The sequence below is a fragment of the Gibbsiella greigii genome, assembly GCF_039540155.1.
Classification (GTDB): Bacteria; Pseudomonadota; Gammaproteobacteria; order Enterobacterales; family Enterobacteriaceae; genus Gibbsiella; species Gibbsiella quercinecans.
The window spans coordinates 233,907-249,093 of sequence record NZ_BAABEM010000021.1 but is presented as its reverse complement, the minus strand read 5'-3'; the positions used below and the strand labels follow the sequence as shown (position 1 = coordinate 249,093).

The window sequence follows — 15,187 nt, the reverse complement described above, 5'->3', positions numbered from 1 at the left end:
TGTATCAGTAATGATCATATTTTAGATAACGCATCACCACATCGACGGTCATTTGACGATAATAGGCCAGTTTTTCTTCCTCTGAGCGAGTGCTTTCGAATAACGTTTCGAAAGTATATTGGTTAGCAGAATAATGAAAACACAACGAGCTGATAATTCGGTGCAAATCCAGCGCGTTAACCTCGGCGGCAAAAAGCTTTAACTGTTTGCCACGTTGCAGGATCTCTTCCAGCGTTTGCAACGCGCTGCTGTTCAGTTGCCGGAGCTTCTCTGAACGGCGGGCATATTGCCCCCGTTGCATATTTTCCATGCTGATCAGGCGTATAAAGGCCGGATGGCTGGCATGGTAGTTGAAATTGGCTTCGGTGAGCTGGCGTATGGCCTCTGCCGGCGGCTGAGTGGCGAGATTCAGCGCCAGTTCGTCCTGGCGGATATGGGCATAGGCATATTCCAGCACGGCGATATACAGCGCCTCTTTGTTTTTGAAGTGATAAACCACCATCCGTTTTGTGGTGCCTGCCTGTTCAGCAATACGTTCCAGCCTGGCGCCTTTCAACCCGGCTTCGGAGAATTCGGCCAGCGCGCTGGCAAAGATACGTTGTTTCAGGCCATCGGGGTCGTTTTTACGCGGGTTTTTATGGGCGGTTTCACGGTTAATGTTCAATGCAGGCGCCATGACATTTATCTTTCAGCAAAGAGAGGGCTTCCATTCAATCTAAGAGCCTGAAGGGGAAAGTGCAAATATGCCGTATGGCAGGAAAATAAAAATGCCGCTTGGTGGCGGCATTTTTTATCGTTCAGGTAACGTAAAGGGGATGGCGTTAACTGTTGGTCAATACCCGCCGTGCTTCGCGGTAGCGCTTATTCCAGTAGTTGTCGTTCAGGCTCGAAATCATCACGCCGCTGCTGGTGGAGGCATGTACGAACTGATCGTTGCCTAAATAAATACCGACGTGCCGCCCGGTTGAGCCGGCGCGGAACAAGACCAGATCGCCAGGGCGAAGCTTGGTTCGCTGAATTTTCTTGCCGAGATCTTCTTGTTCATAGGTGGAGCGGGGCAGGTCCATACCAAACTGTTCACGGAAGGTGCGTTGTACAAAGGCCGAGCAATCAATGCCACGCTTGCTTTCGCCACCTAACCGGTAGCGGACGCCTTTCCAACTCGCATACTGATCCATGATTTTTGATTTGATATCAACGTTACGCACCATGGCTTCGAATTCATCCTGAGAGGCTTGCAGTAAAAGGCCATCGCGGTCATTAACTGCACGCATCTCAGTTTGTGCGTTATCAAGATTCGAAGTGTGGTTTGAACTACAGGCGGAGAGTATAACCGCAGCGGCGATTGCAGGGGCAATCCGCCAAATATATCTCAGGAACGGTTGAGATTTGACCATTATTATCGTTTTCCCTTTTTGTCCTTAACGACAAAAGTCGCTACCTGAAAATGCCAAACTGAACGAGCCTAATGCGCTGCTGCTGTATCGACAATCGGTTATCTACCAAAATGTGCTGGAACGCACATTTTTAGCGGATTTGAGGGCGAGCCGTGCTAAAGCAGACACATTACGCCCGAGATTACCGGAAGCTATAGGCGATTGCGAGCCTTTTTCACCCCTTTTTTATATGAATTTGTGATGTAACACAGCGGGATGCGTTATAACCGATTGCCAAATACCTGTTCGGTGGCTGGATAATAAACTACTTAATATTCAATTGGTTGTTTTTTATTCACGGCGACTGCAGGCGGCGAAGGGGGCGCTGGAAAATGCTTTAGCAAAACTTCTTGTTACAACATGGTCAAAAGTTAAACTTACCATACGGGAAGCCGCGCATTATCGCCATTACGGCGTAAATGGCGCCGCAGTGTCCTTTTTTGAAAAATGATTTTCCGGCCTGGGTGTTTACCCAGGCTCATTTTTATTGATATTGGATTGAAATCGTTTTGTTAAGGAAATGCTATTTTCGGGCGCAGCCTAATTATATCTAATTCAATATATAGATTAGGCCGGCCTTATGAATAACCGTGTGCGCCGGATTACTGCGGGCGATGTTTACCCGGCAAATGGTGGTTTAGCCAGCTAATCAGCTTATCACTGGCTGGCGTCATCAAGATCCAACTGATCCCCACCAATACCACGGAAAGCGAGCCAACGGCGATGTCGGTGAACCAGTGTGCGCCAATCATCACGCGCGGCAGTGAAAAGACCACGGCGATCAATAGTGCAATAACGAACGCCCACAGGTTGAAATAGCGCAGCATAAAGCAGGAAAAGATAATCAGCATCATGCCGTGATCGCCAGGGAAGCTATCGCTGGAAGCATCTTTGGTCGGGATGCCGGTTAATTCGCTGACGCGATTAATGTTATCAAAGGTCAAGGTTGGGCTGGCATGCTTAACCGGCAACAGATGGCCCAGTTGGTTCAATACCACCGCGGTGAGCAGCATCACGATGCCGGTCATGATCAGGCGGCGGCGGCCTTGGGCATCCTGTTTCAGGTAGAAGTATAAATACAACAGGCCCATGGCGAGCAGGGATATCATATCAAAGGCACGGTTATTGGTGAGCGCCACCAGGTGCAGAAACGCCGGATCGCTTGCCAGGTGCTGGTTGAAGAAGAAAAAGATGGACGAGTCCAGTGTAAACCAATAGCCGTGATTGGCCGGCAAATACCAAGACAGGAAAAGCGCAACCCCCAACAGATTGCACAAAAGTATTAACGGAAGATTATGGCGTGTCATGATGAAGCCTGTTGTGGGTTAAACAAATCTGTTTACGGTAAAAGGGTTAACTTAAACGAATCTTAAACAAAGACGACTGTAACATATTCCAGTCGGCATCATCGTTGTGGATCAATTCGATACGGCTATCCAACGGCGGCAACTGGCGTGTTTCGATATTCAGATCCTGCCCCTGGCGGTTGATCAACAATGTGCCTTCGGCGATGCGCACCACGGCTTTTGCGCGCTCAACCGGCGCCAGCCGGATCCATTCCATCATGCCGACGGTATCGAACTGCGTCTCTGCGTCAAAAATCCAACCGCAGCTGGAATAGCCCTGGCCCTGATTCAGCGCGCGCCGCCAGCGGGAGTGCTCAGGCAGGCGCAAGGCCGCCAGCCCCGGCGCCTTGCTATGCCCGTGGTGGTGGTGTGCATCGGGCAGTTTGGCATGATTGGTACGCGGCAGATCAAGCAACGCCACATCCATGCGGCCATGCTCAATCACATGCAGCGGGCGCTCTGTGCCGCTTGCTGTTTGCCAGGCATCCAGCGCGGTAAAATCCGCCGGCTGATAGGTATCGCTTTTGTTGGCAATGATAACGTCTGCCGCGGCCAACTGATCGCGGAAGTTCTCATTTTCCCGATAGCGGGGATCGTCCAGTTGGCGGGCATCCAGCAGGCAGACTGAAGCGTGTAAATCAATCCACCCGGCATAGGTATCCTGCTCCAGAATGGATAAGATCTGCTTTGGATGGCCGAGCCCGGTGGGTTCGATCAGCAGCCGGTCGGGTTTTTCCTTCTGCAACAGCATGTTCAGCCCGATCTGCATCGGCAGGCCATTGATACAACACATGCAGCCACCGGGGATCTCTTTCAGGACGGCGCCGCTGTCTGCCAGCAGGGCGCCGTCGATGCCAATTTCACCAAATTCATTGACCAGAACGGCCCAGCGTTGGTTTTCCGGCTTGCTGGCCAGCAGATGGCGGATGGTGGTGGTTTTGCCGCTGCCGAGAAAGCCGGTAATCAGGTTGGTTTTTGTCATTGAACAGTCCTGTTTTTAGGCTGCCGCCAGCTGCGATGCTTCATTGGATTGCGCCTGGCGGCAGCAAATTCGGTGCGTAATATGCCCTATATGAATACTAGTGTGGTAAGGCAAAACGTGCTTTTTCCCGCTAGGCGCTGCGCCATTGTTGCCGGTCGGAAAATTCCCAGAAAAAAAGCACGGTGCCAGGGTGGAAAGATTTTTACTGCTTGTTTTTAAATCACTATTTTACCGAACGCGATAATAAATTTTACGTTTCTACGATTATTCTGATAAATCTCATCTATAGTTAAAGAGGCTTAACAATAAGTGAGGTTGCCATGAATACCTGTCGGTTGTTAGTGATCGTTGGCGTATTGTTTTCATGGACGATGGCAAGCCAGGCGAAATCTTCCGGTACCATTTATTTTACGGGGGCAGTAGCGGAAAGCCCTTGTTCTTTCAAGGTATCGGCTACTGTATTGAAGACGACATGCTACCGTGACGGAAGCTATTTGCAAGGGCAGCAACGCACCTTGCAGAACCGCGATTTTGCCCTCGGAAACTTGCCGCAAAACCTTGGTTTTTCCGAAGTGTCATGGGTGAATCAACAGCAAAAACTTGCGATGATGACCATTACTTATAATTAAATCGCTTAGCTATGCCAGGCCGATAGTCCTGGCATAGCCCAATCAGTACCGCCGCCAGACGCCGCCCATACCCGGCTGGGTTAGTCAGCGCGGCCCATGTAGCGGCGCTCTGGAATATGAATGCGGATTTTATCGCCCGCGCTCAGGTATTCCGGCACTGAAATCACCAGCCCGGTCGACATGGTGGCTGGTTTGTTGCGTGCACTGGCGGAAGCCCCTTTGATGCCCGGTGCGGTTTCTACGATCTCCATATCCACCGTCTGCGGCAATTCCAATGCCAGCACCTGACCTTCCAGCGTGAGCACCTGCATCCCAGGCAAACCGGCTTCGGGAATAAACAGCAGTTCATCTTCAATCTGTTCTTTCTTGAAGATATACGGGGTGTAATCCTCTTCATCCATAAAGACGTACTCTTCACCGTCGATATAAGAGAAGGTGACTTTACGGCGTGAAAGGGTGATGGTGTCCAGAATATCGTCGCCTTTAAAACGCTCTTCCACCTTTAAGCCGGTGCGAACGTCTGAGAAGCGCATTTTGTACAATGTGCTGGCGCCGCGGGCGCTTGGGCTTTGCACATCGATGTCTTTTACCAGCAGCAATTTGCCGTTGTAGTTGATCGCCATGCCACGTTTGATTTCGTTAGCTCTTGCCATAACTTTTACCTGTGAAGGGGTGGTTTAAATAAGTTGCGACACGTTACTCGCGCCGCCGGTTTCAGGCAAGTACAACCCGCAAAAACCGTTGCTGGATGGCGAAGGTTTTACGGATTATTTGAACACCGGTAACAGGCCGGCAAGTTCCAGTAGATAGGCGGCGGCGTTAACCCCGCCGAACAGCAGCACCAGCAGGATCGCAAAAGCGCCGCCGGGTGTGCGGTATGGCGCCTGAGGAAAACGCCGGCGGCTGGCCCGTGCCATCAGTGCCGGGGTGATCACCGCCCAAACGGTGGCTGCCAGCCCGGCGAAGCCGATGGCATACAGAAACCCATCCGGAAACAACAGGGCGCCCAGCGTAGGGGGCGCGAAAGTCACCATCACGCTTTTACCACGGCCGGAGGGGCTATCGCTGAATTTGAGAAAGTCGGCAATATAGTCGAACAGCCCCAGCGCCACGCCCAGGAACGAACTGGCCAGCGCCATATAAGAGAATGCGTTCAGCGATTGCCGGACAGTGTGATCGTTAGCTACATTGCCCATTTGCTGCAACAGGCTGCCAATGTTACCGCCTTCGGCGATCACCTGTTTGAAAGCGCTGCGCGTGATATTGCCCTGAATCACGTACTGCCACAGGATGTAAATCGCCAACGCCAGTAAGGTGCCATACAGCAAGCTGCGGGCAATCGTGCCGCTGTCTTTATGATAGTACTTCACTAACCCCGGCACGTTGCCATGGTAGCCGAACGACGCTAGCAGGTAAGGCAGAGCGCCCCACGCATAAGGTAGGTAGTGGGCATGGCTATCGCTACGGTTGAAAAGGATAGCTGGCTGAACCTGCGTGAACATGTCGCCAACCGATATCACAAAGCTGATGATCATGCCGCCAATCAGAATGGTGCTCAGGCGATCGACAGCGCGGGTGGAAAGCCACACGATAAACGCGACCACGCAGGAAAAAATCAGCCCGCAAGCCGCCTGGTTGGTGTTGAAGGCACCGGCGAAAGTATGCGCGACGATCGAGCCGCCGGCGGAAATATAGGCATAGGTCAGGATATACAGCACAAAGGCAATCGCTATGCCATTAAGGGTGCTCCAGCCTTTGCCGAGCAAATCTTTGACAGTGGTATGGAAGCTGGCGCCGGTAGGGTAGTTGAGTGTGGCTTCCATGATCATCAAGCCGGAGAGCAGCATGCAGGCCCAGGTATAAACCAGCAGTGCCAACGAGCCGCTGAACCAGACGCCGGCCGTGACCACCGGGATAGAAAACATGCCGGCGCCGACTGCGGTGCCGGCAATAATCATGGTGCCGCCGAGAGCAGAGGGGCGGGTCAATGGCTGAACGGTGTCCATGGGCATGAGGTTCCTGAAGGTATCGAGTTGGTGATTGCTGTACTAGTTGAATGGTACGTGCGTGATTGGTGAGTGTAAAGACAATTTATTGCGTATTTTGTGCGTATCTTCCGTTGTTATTGTTTTTGGTGTGAGGAAGGCGGCAGGTCAGCCGATGATTTTTGTTACCACGCGGCAATCAGGGGCGCCGGCAATGGGGACGATGGAGGGCGTTCTGGTGCCGCACGTTGGGGAAGGATACCGCGAGGTGGAAGTTTCCAGCACCCAGCGTGGGATTATGCTGGCGGTAATATAGCGCCACTGCTATTGTCGCTTTTCTCTTACCACCGACCTATTGGAGCGCGCCATGGATTGCCGAACCGACTGTGGCGCCTGCTGTATTGCGCCTTCCATATCCAGCCCCATACCGGGCATGCCGAACGGCAAGCCGGCGAATACGCGCTGTATCCATCTGGATCAACACTGGCGCTGCGGCTTGTTCTATTCCCCACTGCGGCCAAAAGTCTGCGCCAGCCTGCAGCCCAGCCGTGAAATGTGCCACGACCACCGTGACGCCGCGTTGATCTATCTGGCCAGGTTGGAAGCGGATACCGCCCCTTAAGGGGCCATCGCGGCTAAACGTCTTTCAGCCGCCACATGCACAGCAACGATCCCATCACGGCGGCCAGTGCAAAATAGAACACCGCGTGATAGCTCCATATTTCTGCCGCTGCGCCGGCAACCGAACCGGCGATAATCCAGCCGACGCGGTTGGTATTGCTGTACAGCGTGGTGGCGGCACCCGCCTGGCCGGGCATCAGATCCTGGAAATAAAGCATACCGATTCCGGCCAGCACGCCGATGAACATCGCGTTCAGCAACTGTAAGGCAATCAGTTGCCATGCGCCGGTGATAAACAGCAGCCCGCCATAGAACAGCACGCCGGCAATCACCGCATAGCGCATCAGCAAGCGTTTGCCGGCGCGCTTGGCCAGCATGCCCGCCAGCAACATTGTGGGGATTTCCAGCCCGGCGGCGCAGCCCATTAGCACCCCGGCCAGTTTTTCCGACATTTGCAGCTCGTGCACGACATACAGCGGCATATTGATGAGGTACATGCAGTTGGCCGTCCACATCAGGGTGCAGGCCACAAACAGCAGCAGTGTATCGCGCCGGTTCCTGCGTGGCGCTTCCAACCGGCCGCCCGTCGGCGCCAGAGCCCTGGGCACGGACGGCAACGTTTTCCATACCAGCACGCCGCAGGCGATAAACGCGGCCGCGGCGGCCAGGTACATGATCTTGAAACCGAACCCCAGCGCCAGGGCGAAGGCCAGCGGTGGGCCGACCACCCAGGCCAGTGACACCTGTGCCCGCAGGATGGTGCTGAACATCACCGCCTCGCGCCCGGTATGATCGGCATGTTCACGCGCCAGGGCGAACATCTGCGGGTTAGCGGTCGATCCCAGGCTGGTCAGCACCACGCCGACGATCAACAACAGATAATAGCTGCGGTTCCAGGCGAACAATACGCAACCCAATGCGCCCAGCATGCAGCACAGGAAGATCAGCGTTTTGCGGTCCCCTTTTTTATCGGAGTGGCTGGCCAGGAATTGGCTAATCAGGATACTGATCACTGCACTGCCGGTAAAAAACAACCCGACCATGGTTGGGCGGGCGTGAACCTCGGTGGTCAGGAACAGGCTCAGCGTTGGGGTTTGCAACGCGCCGGCAATACCGGTGAGAAAAGCGACGATGATGAAAGCCAGCGAAGTAAGATCGGGTTGGCGCCGGGTGACTGCGGTTGTTGTGCGCATGCGATGGTTATTTGGCCAATAAAGGGAACGGACGCGCGCATCATACGCGCGTTGAAAACAAACCAAAACCGGTTTCAGCACGCTAAAACGTAAAGATATTATTCCTGCGATTAACGCCGCATGTTTGCCGCCAGGCGGAGCGAGTTATTGCGGGTAAACGCGCCCTGTTTGCCACAGTCGGATAGCATTGCGGCTGGCTTCAAAATGGGGCTCCGGCAGGGCATCGGGCCGGCACCAGCGCCATTCGGCACATTTGTCGGGTTCTTTCAGCACCGGTTCACCGCCCGGGTGCTGCGCCAGCATGCAGATGGATACCGTATGCTTGCCTTCCTGGCGCCAGGTTTCCAGGTTGTTGCTCACGCCAATAAATGCCGGTGGGGCAATCAGCAGGCCAGTTTCTTCTGCGATTTCACGCTGGGCGCATTGTTCAAAGCTTTCCCCGCTCTCCAGGTGGCCGCCGGGGATGGACCAATAGGGGGCATGTTTGCCGCAGCGTTTGCCCAACAGGATCTCGCCGTTTGCGTTAACGATGATCACCCCAATGCCTGTTAGTACCGCCATGTTTTCTCCTTCAGCAAAATTTCAGCGCTATGACTTATTTTGCCGTGTTGTTTAGCACGCCCTTAAGGAAAGTGTGCGTAAGGTCAAAAATATATCACGTCAAAATTAAGAAAACTTGCTTTCAGCCAGTGCTGGTCACACACTCTTTGAAACGTTTCAGCGTTACCTAACTGATTGGGTTGGTTTGTGTAACGCTCCTTTTTCTCAATAAAGCTGAAACGATTCAATTCGGCAGGAGAGGAGAGTCATGTTCCAGTTGTCACAGCAAGACATTCACCTGGGCGCTACCGCAAGCAGCAAACAGGACGCGATCGAGCAAGTTGCCGCCGCGCTTACCGCCGCCGGGTGCGTCAGCGCCGGTTATGTTGACGGCATGAAGCAGCGCGAATTGCAAACATCTACCTATTTGGGTAACGGCATCGCCATTCCCCATGGTACCACGGACACCCGCGATCTGGTGCTGAATACCGGGGTTCAGGTGTTTCAGTTCCCGCAGGGGATCACCTGGGGTGAAGGCCAGACGGCCTATATCGTGATTGGTATTGCCGCCCGTTCCGATGAGCACCTGGCGCTGTTACGCCAGTTGACGCACGTCTTGAGCGACGACAGCGTGGCGGAACAAATGGCGAAGACTACCTCGGCGGAAGAGTTACGCAGCCTGCTGATGGGCGAAAAACAAGCCGATGAATTCCAATTCGACGCTTCATTGATCACGTTGGACGTAGCCGCAGACAGCCTGATGACGCTGCAGGCGCTGAACGCCGGCCGCTTGCAAAAGATTGGCGCAGTAAACGCCAGCTTTGTCAGCGATGTGATTACCCGCAAACCGCTGAACCTGGGGCAGGGGATCTGGCTGAGCGACAGCACCGAAGGCAACCTGCACAGCGCGGCGACGGTAAGCCGCCCGGCGCAGGCGTTTGAAGAAGACGGTGAAAAAGTGGCGCTGCTGCTGACCGTTGCCGTTGTCGATGAACAACCGCTGACCGTGCTGAATTACCTGAGCGATTTGCTGCAAGCGAATAAAGCTGAACGGTTGCTGAACGCCGACGCCGCCGGCGTGCTGGCGCTGTTGACCAGCGACGTTGCCGAGCAAAGCGAAGTGCTGACGGCGGAATATGTGATCCATAACGATCACGGCCTGCATGCTCGTCCGGGCGCGATGTTGGTGAACGTGATCAAGAAATTCAACAGTGAGATCACGGTGACTAACCTGGACGGCACGGGCAAACCGGTTAACGGCCGCAGCCTGATGAAAGTGGTGGCGCTGGGCGTCAAAAAAGGGCATCACCTGCGCTTTACCGCCAACGGCGAGGATGCTGAAGCTGCGCTGAAAGCGATCGGCGAAGCAATTAGTGAAGGTTTGGGCGAGGGGGCAGCATGAGCAGAAGGGTTGCAACAATTACGCTGAATCCTGCTTACGATCTGGTGGGATTTTGCCCGGCAATCGAACGCGGTGAAGTTAACCTGGTGAAAACCACCGGGCTGCATGCGGCGGGCAAAGGCATAAATGTTGCCAAGGTATTAAAGGATCTGGGGATCGACGTCACCGTCGGTGGTTTCCTGGGCAAAGAGAATCAGGATGGTTTCCAACTGCTGTTTAGCGATCTGGGAATTGCCAACCGTTTTCAGGTTGTTCCTGGCCGCACGCGCATCAACGTGAAACTGACAGAAAAAGACGGCGAAGTGACCGATCTGAACTTCTCCGGTTTTGAAGTAACGGAGCAAGACTGGGAGCGTTTCGTCACCGATTCCCTGAGCTGGCTGGGCCAGTTCGATATGGTGGCGGTCAGCGGCAGCCTACCGGCCGGCGTGGCACCGGAAGCCTTTACCGACTGGATGACCCGCCTGCGCGCGCAGTGTCCGTGCATCATTTTTGACAGTAGCCGCGAAGCGCTGGTCGCTGGGCTGAAGGCTTCGCCTTGGCTGGTTAAGCCAAACCGCCGCGAGCTGGAAATCTGGGCTGGGCGGCCATTGCCGACGCTGCAAGACGTGGTGGAAGCCGCGCACGCGCTGCGTGAACAGGGGATTGCCCATGTGGTGATTTCACTGGGCGCCGAAGGCGCCCTATGGGTCAACGCCTCTGGCGCCTGGATTGCCAAACCGCCGGCTTGCGAAGTGGTGAGCACCGTGGGCGCCGGCGATTCTATGGTCGGCGGCCTGATCTACGGCCTGCTGATGCGTGAATCCAGCGAGCATACTTTGCGTTTGGCCACCGCCGTGGCTGCACTGGCCGTTAGCCAGAGCAACGTTGGCGTGACCGATCGCCCTCAGTTGGCCGCGATGATGGCGCGCGTCGATCTGAAACCTTTTAATAGCTAGGACAGGAGGCAGGATGAAAACGCTGCTGATAATAGACAGTTCGCTGGGGCAAGCATCTGGTCACCTGGCGCAACGTATTTTGGGTGCCGCGACGGAGAAAGCCGGGCTGACGCTGGTCAAAACGCCAGCCGATGCGGAACTGGTGGTCGTGGTTGGCCAGGCGGCGCCCGCGGATCCGGCGCTTAATGGCAAAAAAGTGTACGTTGGGGATGCGGAACACGCGGTGCGTGAACCCGAAGCGTTCCTGAAACAGGCGCAGGCGGAAGCGAAACCTTACCAGGCGCCGCAGGCGGCCGCACCGGCGAAAAAGGCCGGCGGCCCGCTGCGTATCGTGGCGGTAACGGCCTGCCCGACCGGCGTTGCGCATACTTTCATGGCGGCAGAGGCCATCGAAACCGAAGCGAAAAAACGCGGCTGGTGGGTGAAGGTGGAAACCCGTGGCTCCGTGGGCGCCGGCAATGTGATCACGCCGGAAGAAGTGGAAGCGGCCGATCTGGTTGTGGTGGCTGCGGATATTGAAGTCGATCTGGATAAATTCGCCGGTAAACGCATGTACCGGACCACCACCGGCCTGGCGCTGAAGAAAACGGCGCAGGAGCTGGATAAAGCGGTGGCCGAAGCGGAAGTGTTCGAACCGCAGAAAAACAGCGCGTCTTCCAACGCTGGCGGCAAGGGCAAGAAAGAAGGGACTGGCCCATATCGCCATCTGTTGACCGGTGTGTCTTACATGCTGCCGATGGTGGTGGCGGGCGGTTTGTGTATCGCACTGTCGTTTGTGTTCGGTATTAAAGCCTTCGAAGTTAAGGGCACGTTGGCGGCTGCGTTAATGCAGATCGGCGGCGGCTCGGCCTTTGCCCTGATGGTGCCGGTTCTGGCCGGGTATATCGCCTTTTCTATCGCTGACCGCCCGGGGTTAACCCCAGGGTTGATCGGCGGGATGCTGGCCGTGAGCACCGGCGCCGGTTTTATCGGTGGTATCATCGCCGGTTTCCTGGCCGGTTATGTCGCGAAGTTCATCAGCAGCAAACTGCATTTGCCGCAGAGTATGGAAGCGCTGAAGCCGATACTGATTATTCCATTGGTGGCGAGTCTGGTTACCGGTCTGGTCATGATTTATGTGGTCGGTACGCCGGTGGCGAAAATCATGGAAGGCCTGACCAACTGGCTGCAATCGCTGGGCACGGCTAACGCGGTGCTGTTGGGCGCCATTCTGGGCGGGATGATGTGTACCGATATGGGCGGCCCGGTAAACAAAGCGGCCTATGCCTTTGGTGTGGCGTTGCTAAGCTCTTCGGTTTATGCGCCGATGGCGGCGATTATGGCTGCCGGCATGGTACCGCCGTTGGCCATGGGCCTGGCGACGCTGCTGGCCGCACGCAAATTCGAGAAGTCTGAGCGCGAAGGGGGCAAAGCGGCGCTGGTGCTGGGCCTGTGCTTCATCTCTGAAGGGGCTATCCCGTTCGCAGCCCGCGATCCGATGCGCGTATTGCCTTGCTGTATCGTCGGCGGCGCCTTGACCGGTGCGCTGTCGATGGCCTTTGGCGCTAAGCTGATGGCGCCGCACGGCGGGTTGTTCGTGCTGTTGATCCCTGGCGCCATTAGCCCAGTGCTGCTGTATCTGGTCTCGATCATTGCCGGGACGGTTGTAGCGGGCGTGGCCTACGCGATTTTGAAACGTGCGGAAGTGCCGGCTGCCAGCGCAGCGTAATCGCAGAACAATTTATAATATTTCCAAAATAATTCGGGTTGCAGAACATAAATACAAAACGGCTGTAACTTGAAGTATTAACGGATAGATTAATAATATTAATGCCATTCAGAGTATCTGACTGGCATTTTCTTTATGTGTTGTTGCACGGATTACGGCTAACAGAAAACAGCAAACTGCCCACCATCGTTTTGATTCTGTGAAAAACCATCCGGTGTCTATGGTAATTTCTGCTTACAGATTATCGTCTTTGCGATTAAATTTCATACTGCTACGATTAAATCGACGGATTTAGCGCTTCTTGTAATTCATGAGCAAGACGCAAAGATATGCACTTCCCATTACCAAGCGTAATAATTTAAACTAGCAAGGATAATGGTTTTCATTATCTTTTTTACTGTTTAGGGAGTAAATCGATGAAAGCAGCAGTAGTTACCGCGGATCATCAGGTTGAGGTGGTGAATAAAGAAGTTCGTCCGTTACGTCACGGCGAAGCGTTATTGAAAATGGACTGCTGTGGAGTGTGCCACACGGATTTGCACGTTAAAAACGGTGATTTCGGCGACAGAACGGGGCTGACGCTCGGTCATGAAGGCATTGGCCTGGTGACGGCCGTCGGTCCTGGCGTGACGTCGCTGAAAGTGGGCGATCGTGCCAGCGTGGCGTGGTTCTTTGAAGGGTGTGGATACTGTGAATACTGTACTTCAGGGAATGAAACCCTGTGCCGTTCAGTAAAAAATGCCGGCTACACGGTGGACGGCGGGATGGCGGAAGAGTGCATCGTCATGGCCGACTATTCGGTCAAGGTGCCTGACGGGCTTGATTCCGCCGCTGCCAGCAGCGTGACCTGCGCCGGTGTGACCACCTATAAAGCGGTTAAGGTTTCGCAGATTGAGCCGGGCGAATGGATCGCCATTTACGGTTTGGGTGGCCTGGGTAACCTGGCGCTGCAATATGCGAAAAACGTCTTCAACGCCAAAGTGATTGCGGTGGACGTGAATGACGAACAGCTCAATTTCGCCCGTGATATGGGGGCGGATCTGGTCATTAACTCCCGCAATGAAGATGCGGCGAAAGTGATCCAGGAAAAGGTGGGCGGGGCACACGCCGCCGTGGTGACTGCGGTTGCCAAAGCTGCCTTCAACTCTGCCGTTGACGCCGTGCGCGCCGGCGCGCGCGTGGTTGCCGTTGGCTTGCCGCCGGAGGCCATGAGCCTGAGCATTCCACGCCTGGTGCTGGACGGTATCCAGGTTGTGGGCTCGCTGGTGGGCACCCGTAAAGATCTGGCCGAAGCGTTCGCCTTCGCCGCCGAAGGCAAAGTGGTGCCAAAAGTCACCCTGCGCCCGGTGGAAGACATCAATGCCATCTTCCATGAAATGGAGCAGGGCAAAATTAAAGGCCGCATGGTTATTGATTTCAAGACGCGCTAATCGCCGGCCTGCTTTTATGCGGGCGGTTCATTAAAGTCGTGCTTTATCTAACCCAGCCAGCCGCGCGCCGGCTGGGTTAGCAAAGGGGAATGGCGGGTGCCGTGAACCCATTGCTTCCTCGTATTATTGTTGTGCTTTCAGCCAGGCAATCTCTTCCGCCCAAATATCCGGGTTTACCGTTTCAAGAATCAACGGAATATTGTCAAAGCGAGGATCGCGCATGATGTAGCTGAACGCGGTTTTGCCGATATTACCTTCCCCCAGGCTGTTGTGACGGTCAACGCGGCTGTTGAATTCGCTCTTGGCATCGTTGATATGCATACCGCGTAAGTAATGAAACCCCACCACCTCTTCTAACTGCCTGAAGGTCTTTTCGCACTCTTCCTCGCTGCGCAGATCGTAACCGGCAGCAAACGCATGGCAGGTATCAATACACACGCCGACGCGGCTTTTGTCTTCCACACCGGCAATGATTGCCGCCAAATGCTCAAAACGGAAGCCGAGATTGCTGCCCTGGCCGGCGGTGTTTTCAATCACGGCGGTGACGCCACGCGTTTTATCCAGCGCAATGTTGATGGATTCGGCGATGCGCGCCAGGCAGCGATCTTCATCGATCTGCATCAGGTGGCTGCCTGGATGGAAGTTCAGTAATGTCAGCCCCAGTTGCTCACAGCGTTGCATTTCATCCAGGAAGGCTTCGCGCGATTTTTCCAGCGCTTCCGCGACCGGGTGGCCAAGGTTAATCAGGTAGCTGTCGTGCGGGAGAATCTGTTCCGGGCCATAGTGATACTGCGCGCAGGCGCTTTTGAACTTATCGATGGTTTCAGCCGACAGCGGGGCGGCTTTCCACTGGCGCTGATTTTTGGTGAACAGGGCGAAGGCGGTTGCCTCCAGTTGGTGGGCGCGGATCACCGCCTGATCCACGCCGCCCGCAGCGCTGACATGTGCACCGACAAATTTCATTTTTATTCTCCTGT

General features: G+C 54.9%; 16 protein-coding genes. 7 read left to right on the top strand and 9 right to left on the bottom strand.

All coding sequences use genetic code 11. The features are described 5' to 3' along the window. Nucleotides 1–4 precede the first annotated feature (4 nt). The 4 genes from AC559G_RS15510 to AC559G_RS15495 form a co-directional block, all read right to left on the bottom strand. The gene (locus AC559G_RS15510; RefSeq protein WP_438597177.1) at nt 5–676 is read right to left on the bottom strand and encodes a TetR/AcrR family transcriptional regulator; all 672 of its coding nucleotides are present in this window, start codon (nt 674–676) and stop codon (nt 5–7) included. Nucleotides 677–821: 145 nt separating this feature from the next. Then, a complete protein-coding gene (mepS, locus tag AC559G_RS15505; RefSeq protein ID WP_279027519.1) occupies nt 822–1,397 on the bottom strand; it encodes a bifunctional murein DD-endopeptidase/murein LD-carboxypeptidase in 576 nt (191 codons plus the stop codon). Nucleotides 1,398–2,038: 641 nt separating this feature from the next. Beyond that, nucleotides 2,039–2,743, bottom strand: a complete 705-nt coding sequence (locus AC559G_RS15500) for a phosphatase PAP2 family protein (protein ID WP_438597176.1) — start codon at nt 2,741–2,743, stop codon at nt 2,039–2,041. Nucleotides 2,744–2,789: 46 nt separating this feature from the next. Further along, entirely contained in the window at nt 2,790–3,764 is a 975-nt protein-coding gene (locus AC559G_RS15495; protein WP_498913145.1) for a CobW family GTP-binding protein, read from the bottom strand. A 320-nt stretch (nt 3,765–4,084) separates the two neighbouring features. On the opposite strand from AC559G_RS15495, the gene AC559G_RS15490 reads away from it, so the two are divergent. Then, nucleotides 4,085–4,393: a YmdA family protein gene (locus AC559G_RS15490; RefSeq protein WP_498913144.1), complete on the top strand. Its 309-nt coding sequence runs from the start codon at nt 4,085–4,087 to the stop codon at nt 4,391–4,393. A gap of 80 nt (nt 4,394–4,473) precedes the next feature. On the opposite strand, the gene yeiP is transcribed toward AC559G_RS15490, so the two are convergent. Further along, the gene (gene yeiP / locus AC559G_RS15485; RefSeq protein ID WP_121555721.1) at nt 4,474–5,046 is read right to left on the bottom strand and encodes an elongation factor P-like protein YeiP; all 573 of its coding nucleotides are present in this window, start codon (nt 5,044–5,046) and stop codon (nt 4,474–4,476) included. 114 nt (nt 5,047–5,160) lie between these two features. Then, on the bottom strand, nt 5,161–6,405 hold the full coding sequence (gene mtr / locus AC559G_RS15480; RefSeq protein ID WP_498913143.1) for a tryptophan permease: 1,245 nt from the start codon (nt 6,403–6,405) through the stop codon (nt 5,161–5,163). A 148-nt stretch (nt 6,406–6,553) separates the two neighbouring features. Here mtr and AC559G_RS15475 point away from each other — a divergent pair, with 148 nt between their 5' ends. Together AC559G_RS15475 and AC559G_RS15470 are read left to right on the top strand one after the other, a co-directional pair. Next, a complete protein-coding gene (locus tag AC559G_RS15475) occupies nt 6,554–6,694 on the top strand; it encodes a hypothetical protein (protein ID WP_498913142.1) in 141 nt (46 codons plus the stop codon). A 51-nt stretch (nt 6,695–6,745) separates the two neighbouring features. Then, entirely contained in the window at nt 6,746–7,000 is a 255-nt protein-coding gene (locus AC559G_RS15470) for a YkgJ family cysteine cluster protein (RefSeq protein ID WP_498913141.1), read from the top strand. Nucleotides 7,001–7,013: 13 nt separating this feature from the next. On the opposite strand, the gene AC559G_RS15465 is transcribed toward AC559G_RS15470, so the two are convergent. Together AC559G_RS15465 and AC559G_RS15460 are read right to left on the bottom strand one after the other, a co-directional pair. Next, entirely contained in the window at nt 7,014–8,192 is a 1,179-nt protein-coding gene (locus AC559G_RS15465) for a sugar efflux transporter (RefSeq protein WP_498913140.1), read from the bottom strand. A 144-nt stretch (nt 8,193–8,336) separates the two neighbouring features. Then, nucleotides 8,337–8,753, bottom strand: a complete 417-nt coding sequence (locus AC559G_RS15460; RefSeq protein ID WP_498913139.1) for a nucleotide triphosphate diphosphatase NUDT15 — start codon at nt 8,751–8,753, stop codon at nt 8,337–8,339. 247 nt (nt 8,754–9,000) lie between these two features. Between AC559G_RS15460 and fruB the strand changes: the two genes are divergently transcribed. The 4 genes from fruB (at nt 9,001) to adhP (ending at nt 14,210) form a co-directional block, all read left to right on the top strand. Continuing rightward, the gene (gene fruB / locus AC559G_RS15455) at nt 9,001–10,134 is read left to right on the top strand and encodes a fused PTS fructose transporter subunit IIA/HPr protein (RefSeq protein ID WP_498913138.1); all 1,134 of its coding nucleotides are present in this window, start codon (nt 9,001–9,003) and stop codon (nt 10,132–10,134) included. Next, a complete protein-coding gene (fruK, locus tag AC559G_RS15450; RefSeq protein WP_346079360.1) occupies nt 10,131–11,072 on the top strand; it encodes a 1-phosphofructokinase in 942 nt (313 codons plus the stop codon). The genes fruB and fruK overlap by 4 nt, the downstream gene beginning before the upstream one ends. A 13-nt stretch (nt 11,073–11,085) precedes the next feature. Next, nucleotides 11,086–12,780, top strand: coding sequence for a PTS fructose transporter subunit IIBC (gene fruA / locus AC559G_RS15445; RefSeq protein ID WP_462615636.1), 1,695 nt, complete (start codon nt 11,086–11,088; stop codon nt 12,778–12,780). Between the two features lie 416 nt (nt 12,781–13,196). Further along, nucleotides 13,197–14,210, top strand: coding sequence for an alcohol dehydrogenase AdhP (gene adhP / locus AC559G_RS15440; protein WP_279028004.1), 1,014 nt, complete (start codon nt 13,197–13,199; stop codon nt 14,208–14,210). A gap of 123 nt (nt 14,211–14,333) precedes the next feature. Here adhP and nfo read toward each other — a convergent pair whose 3' ends face one another. After that, entirely contained in the window at nt 14,334–15,173 is an 840-nt protein-coding gene (nfo, locus tag AC559G_RS15435) for a deoxyribonuclease IV (protein WP_498913137.1), read from the bottom strand. Nucleotides 15,174–15,187 lie beyond the last annotated feature (14 nt).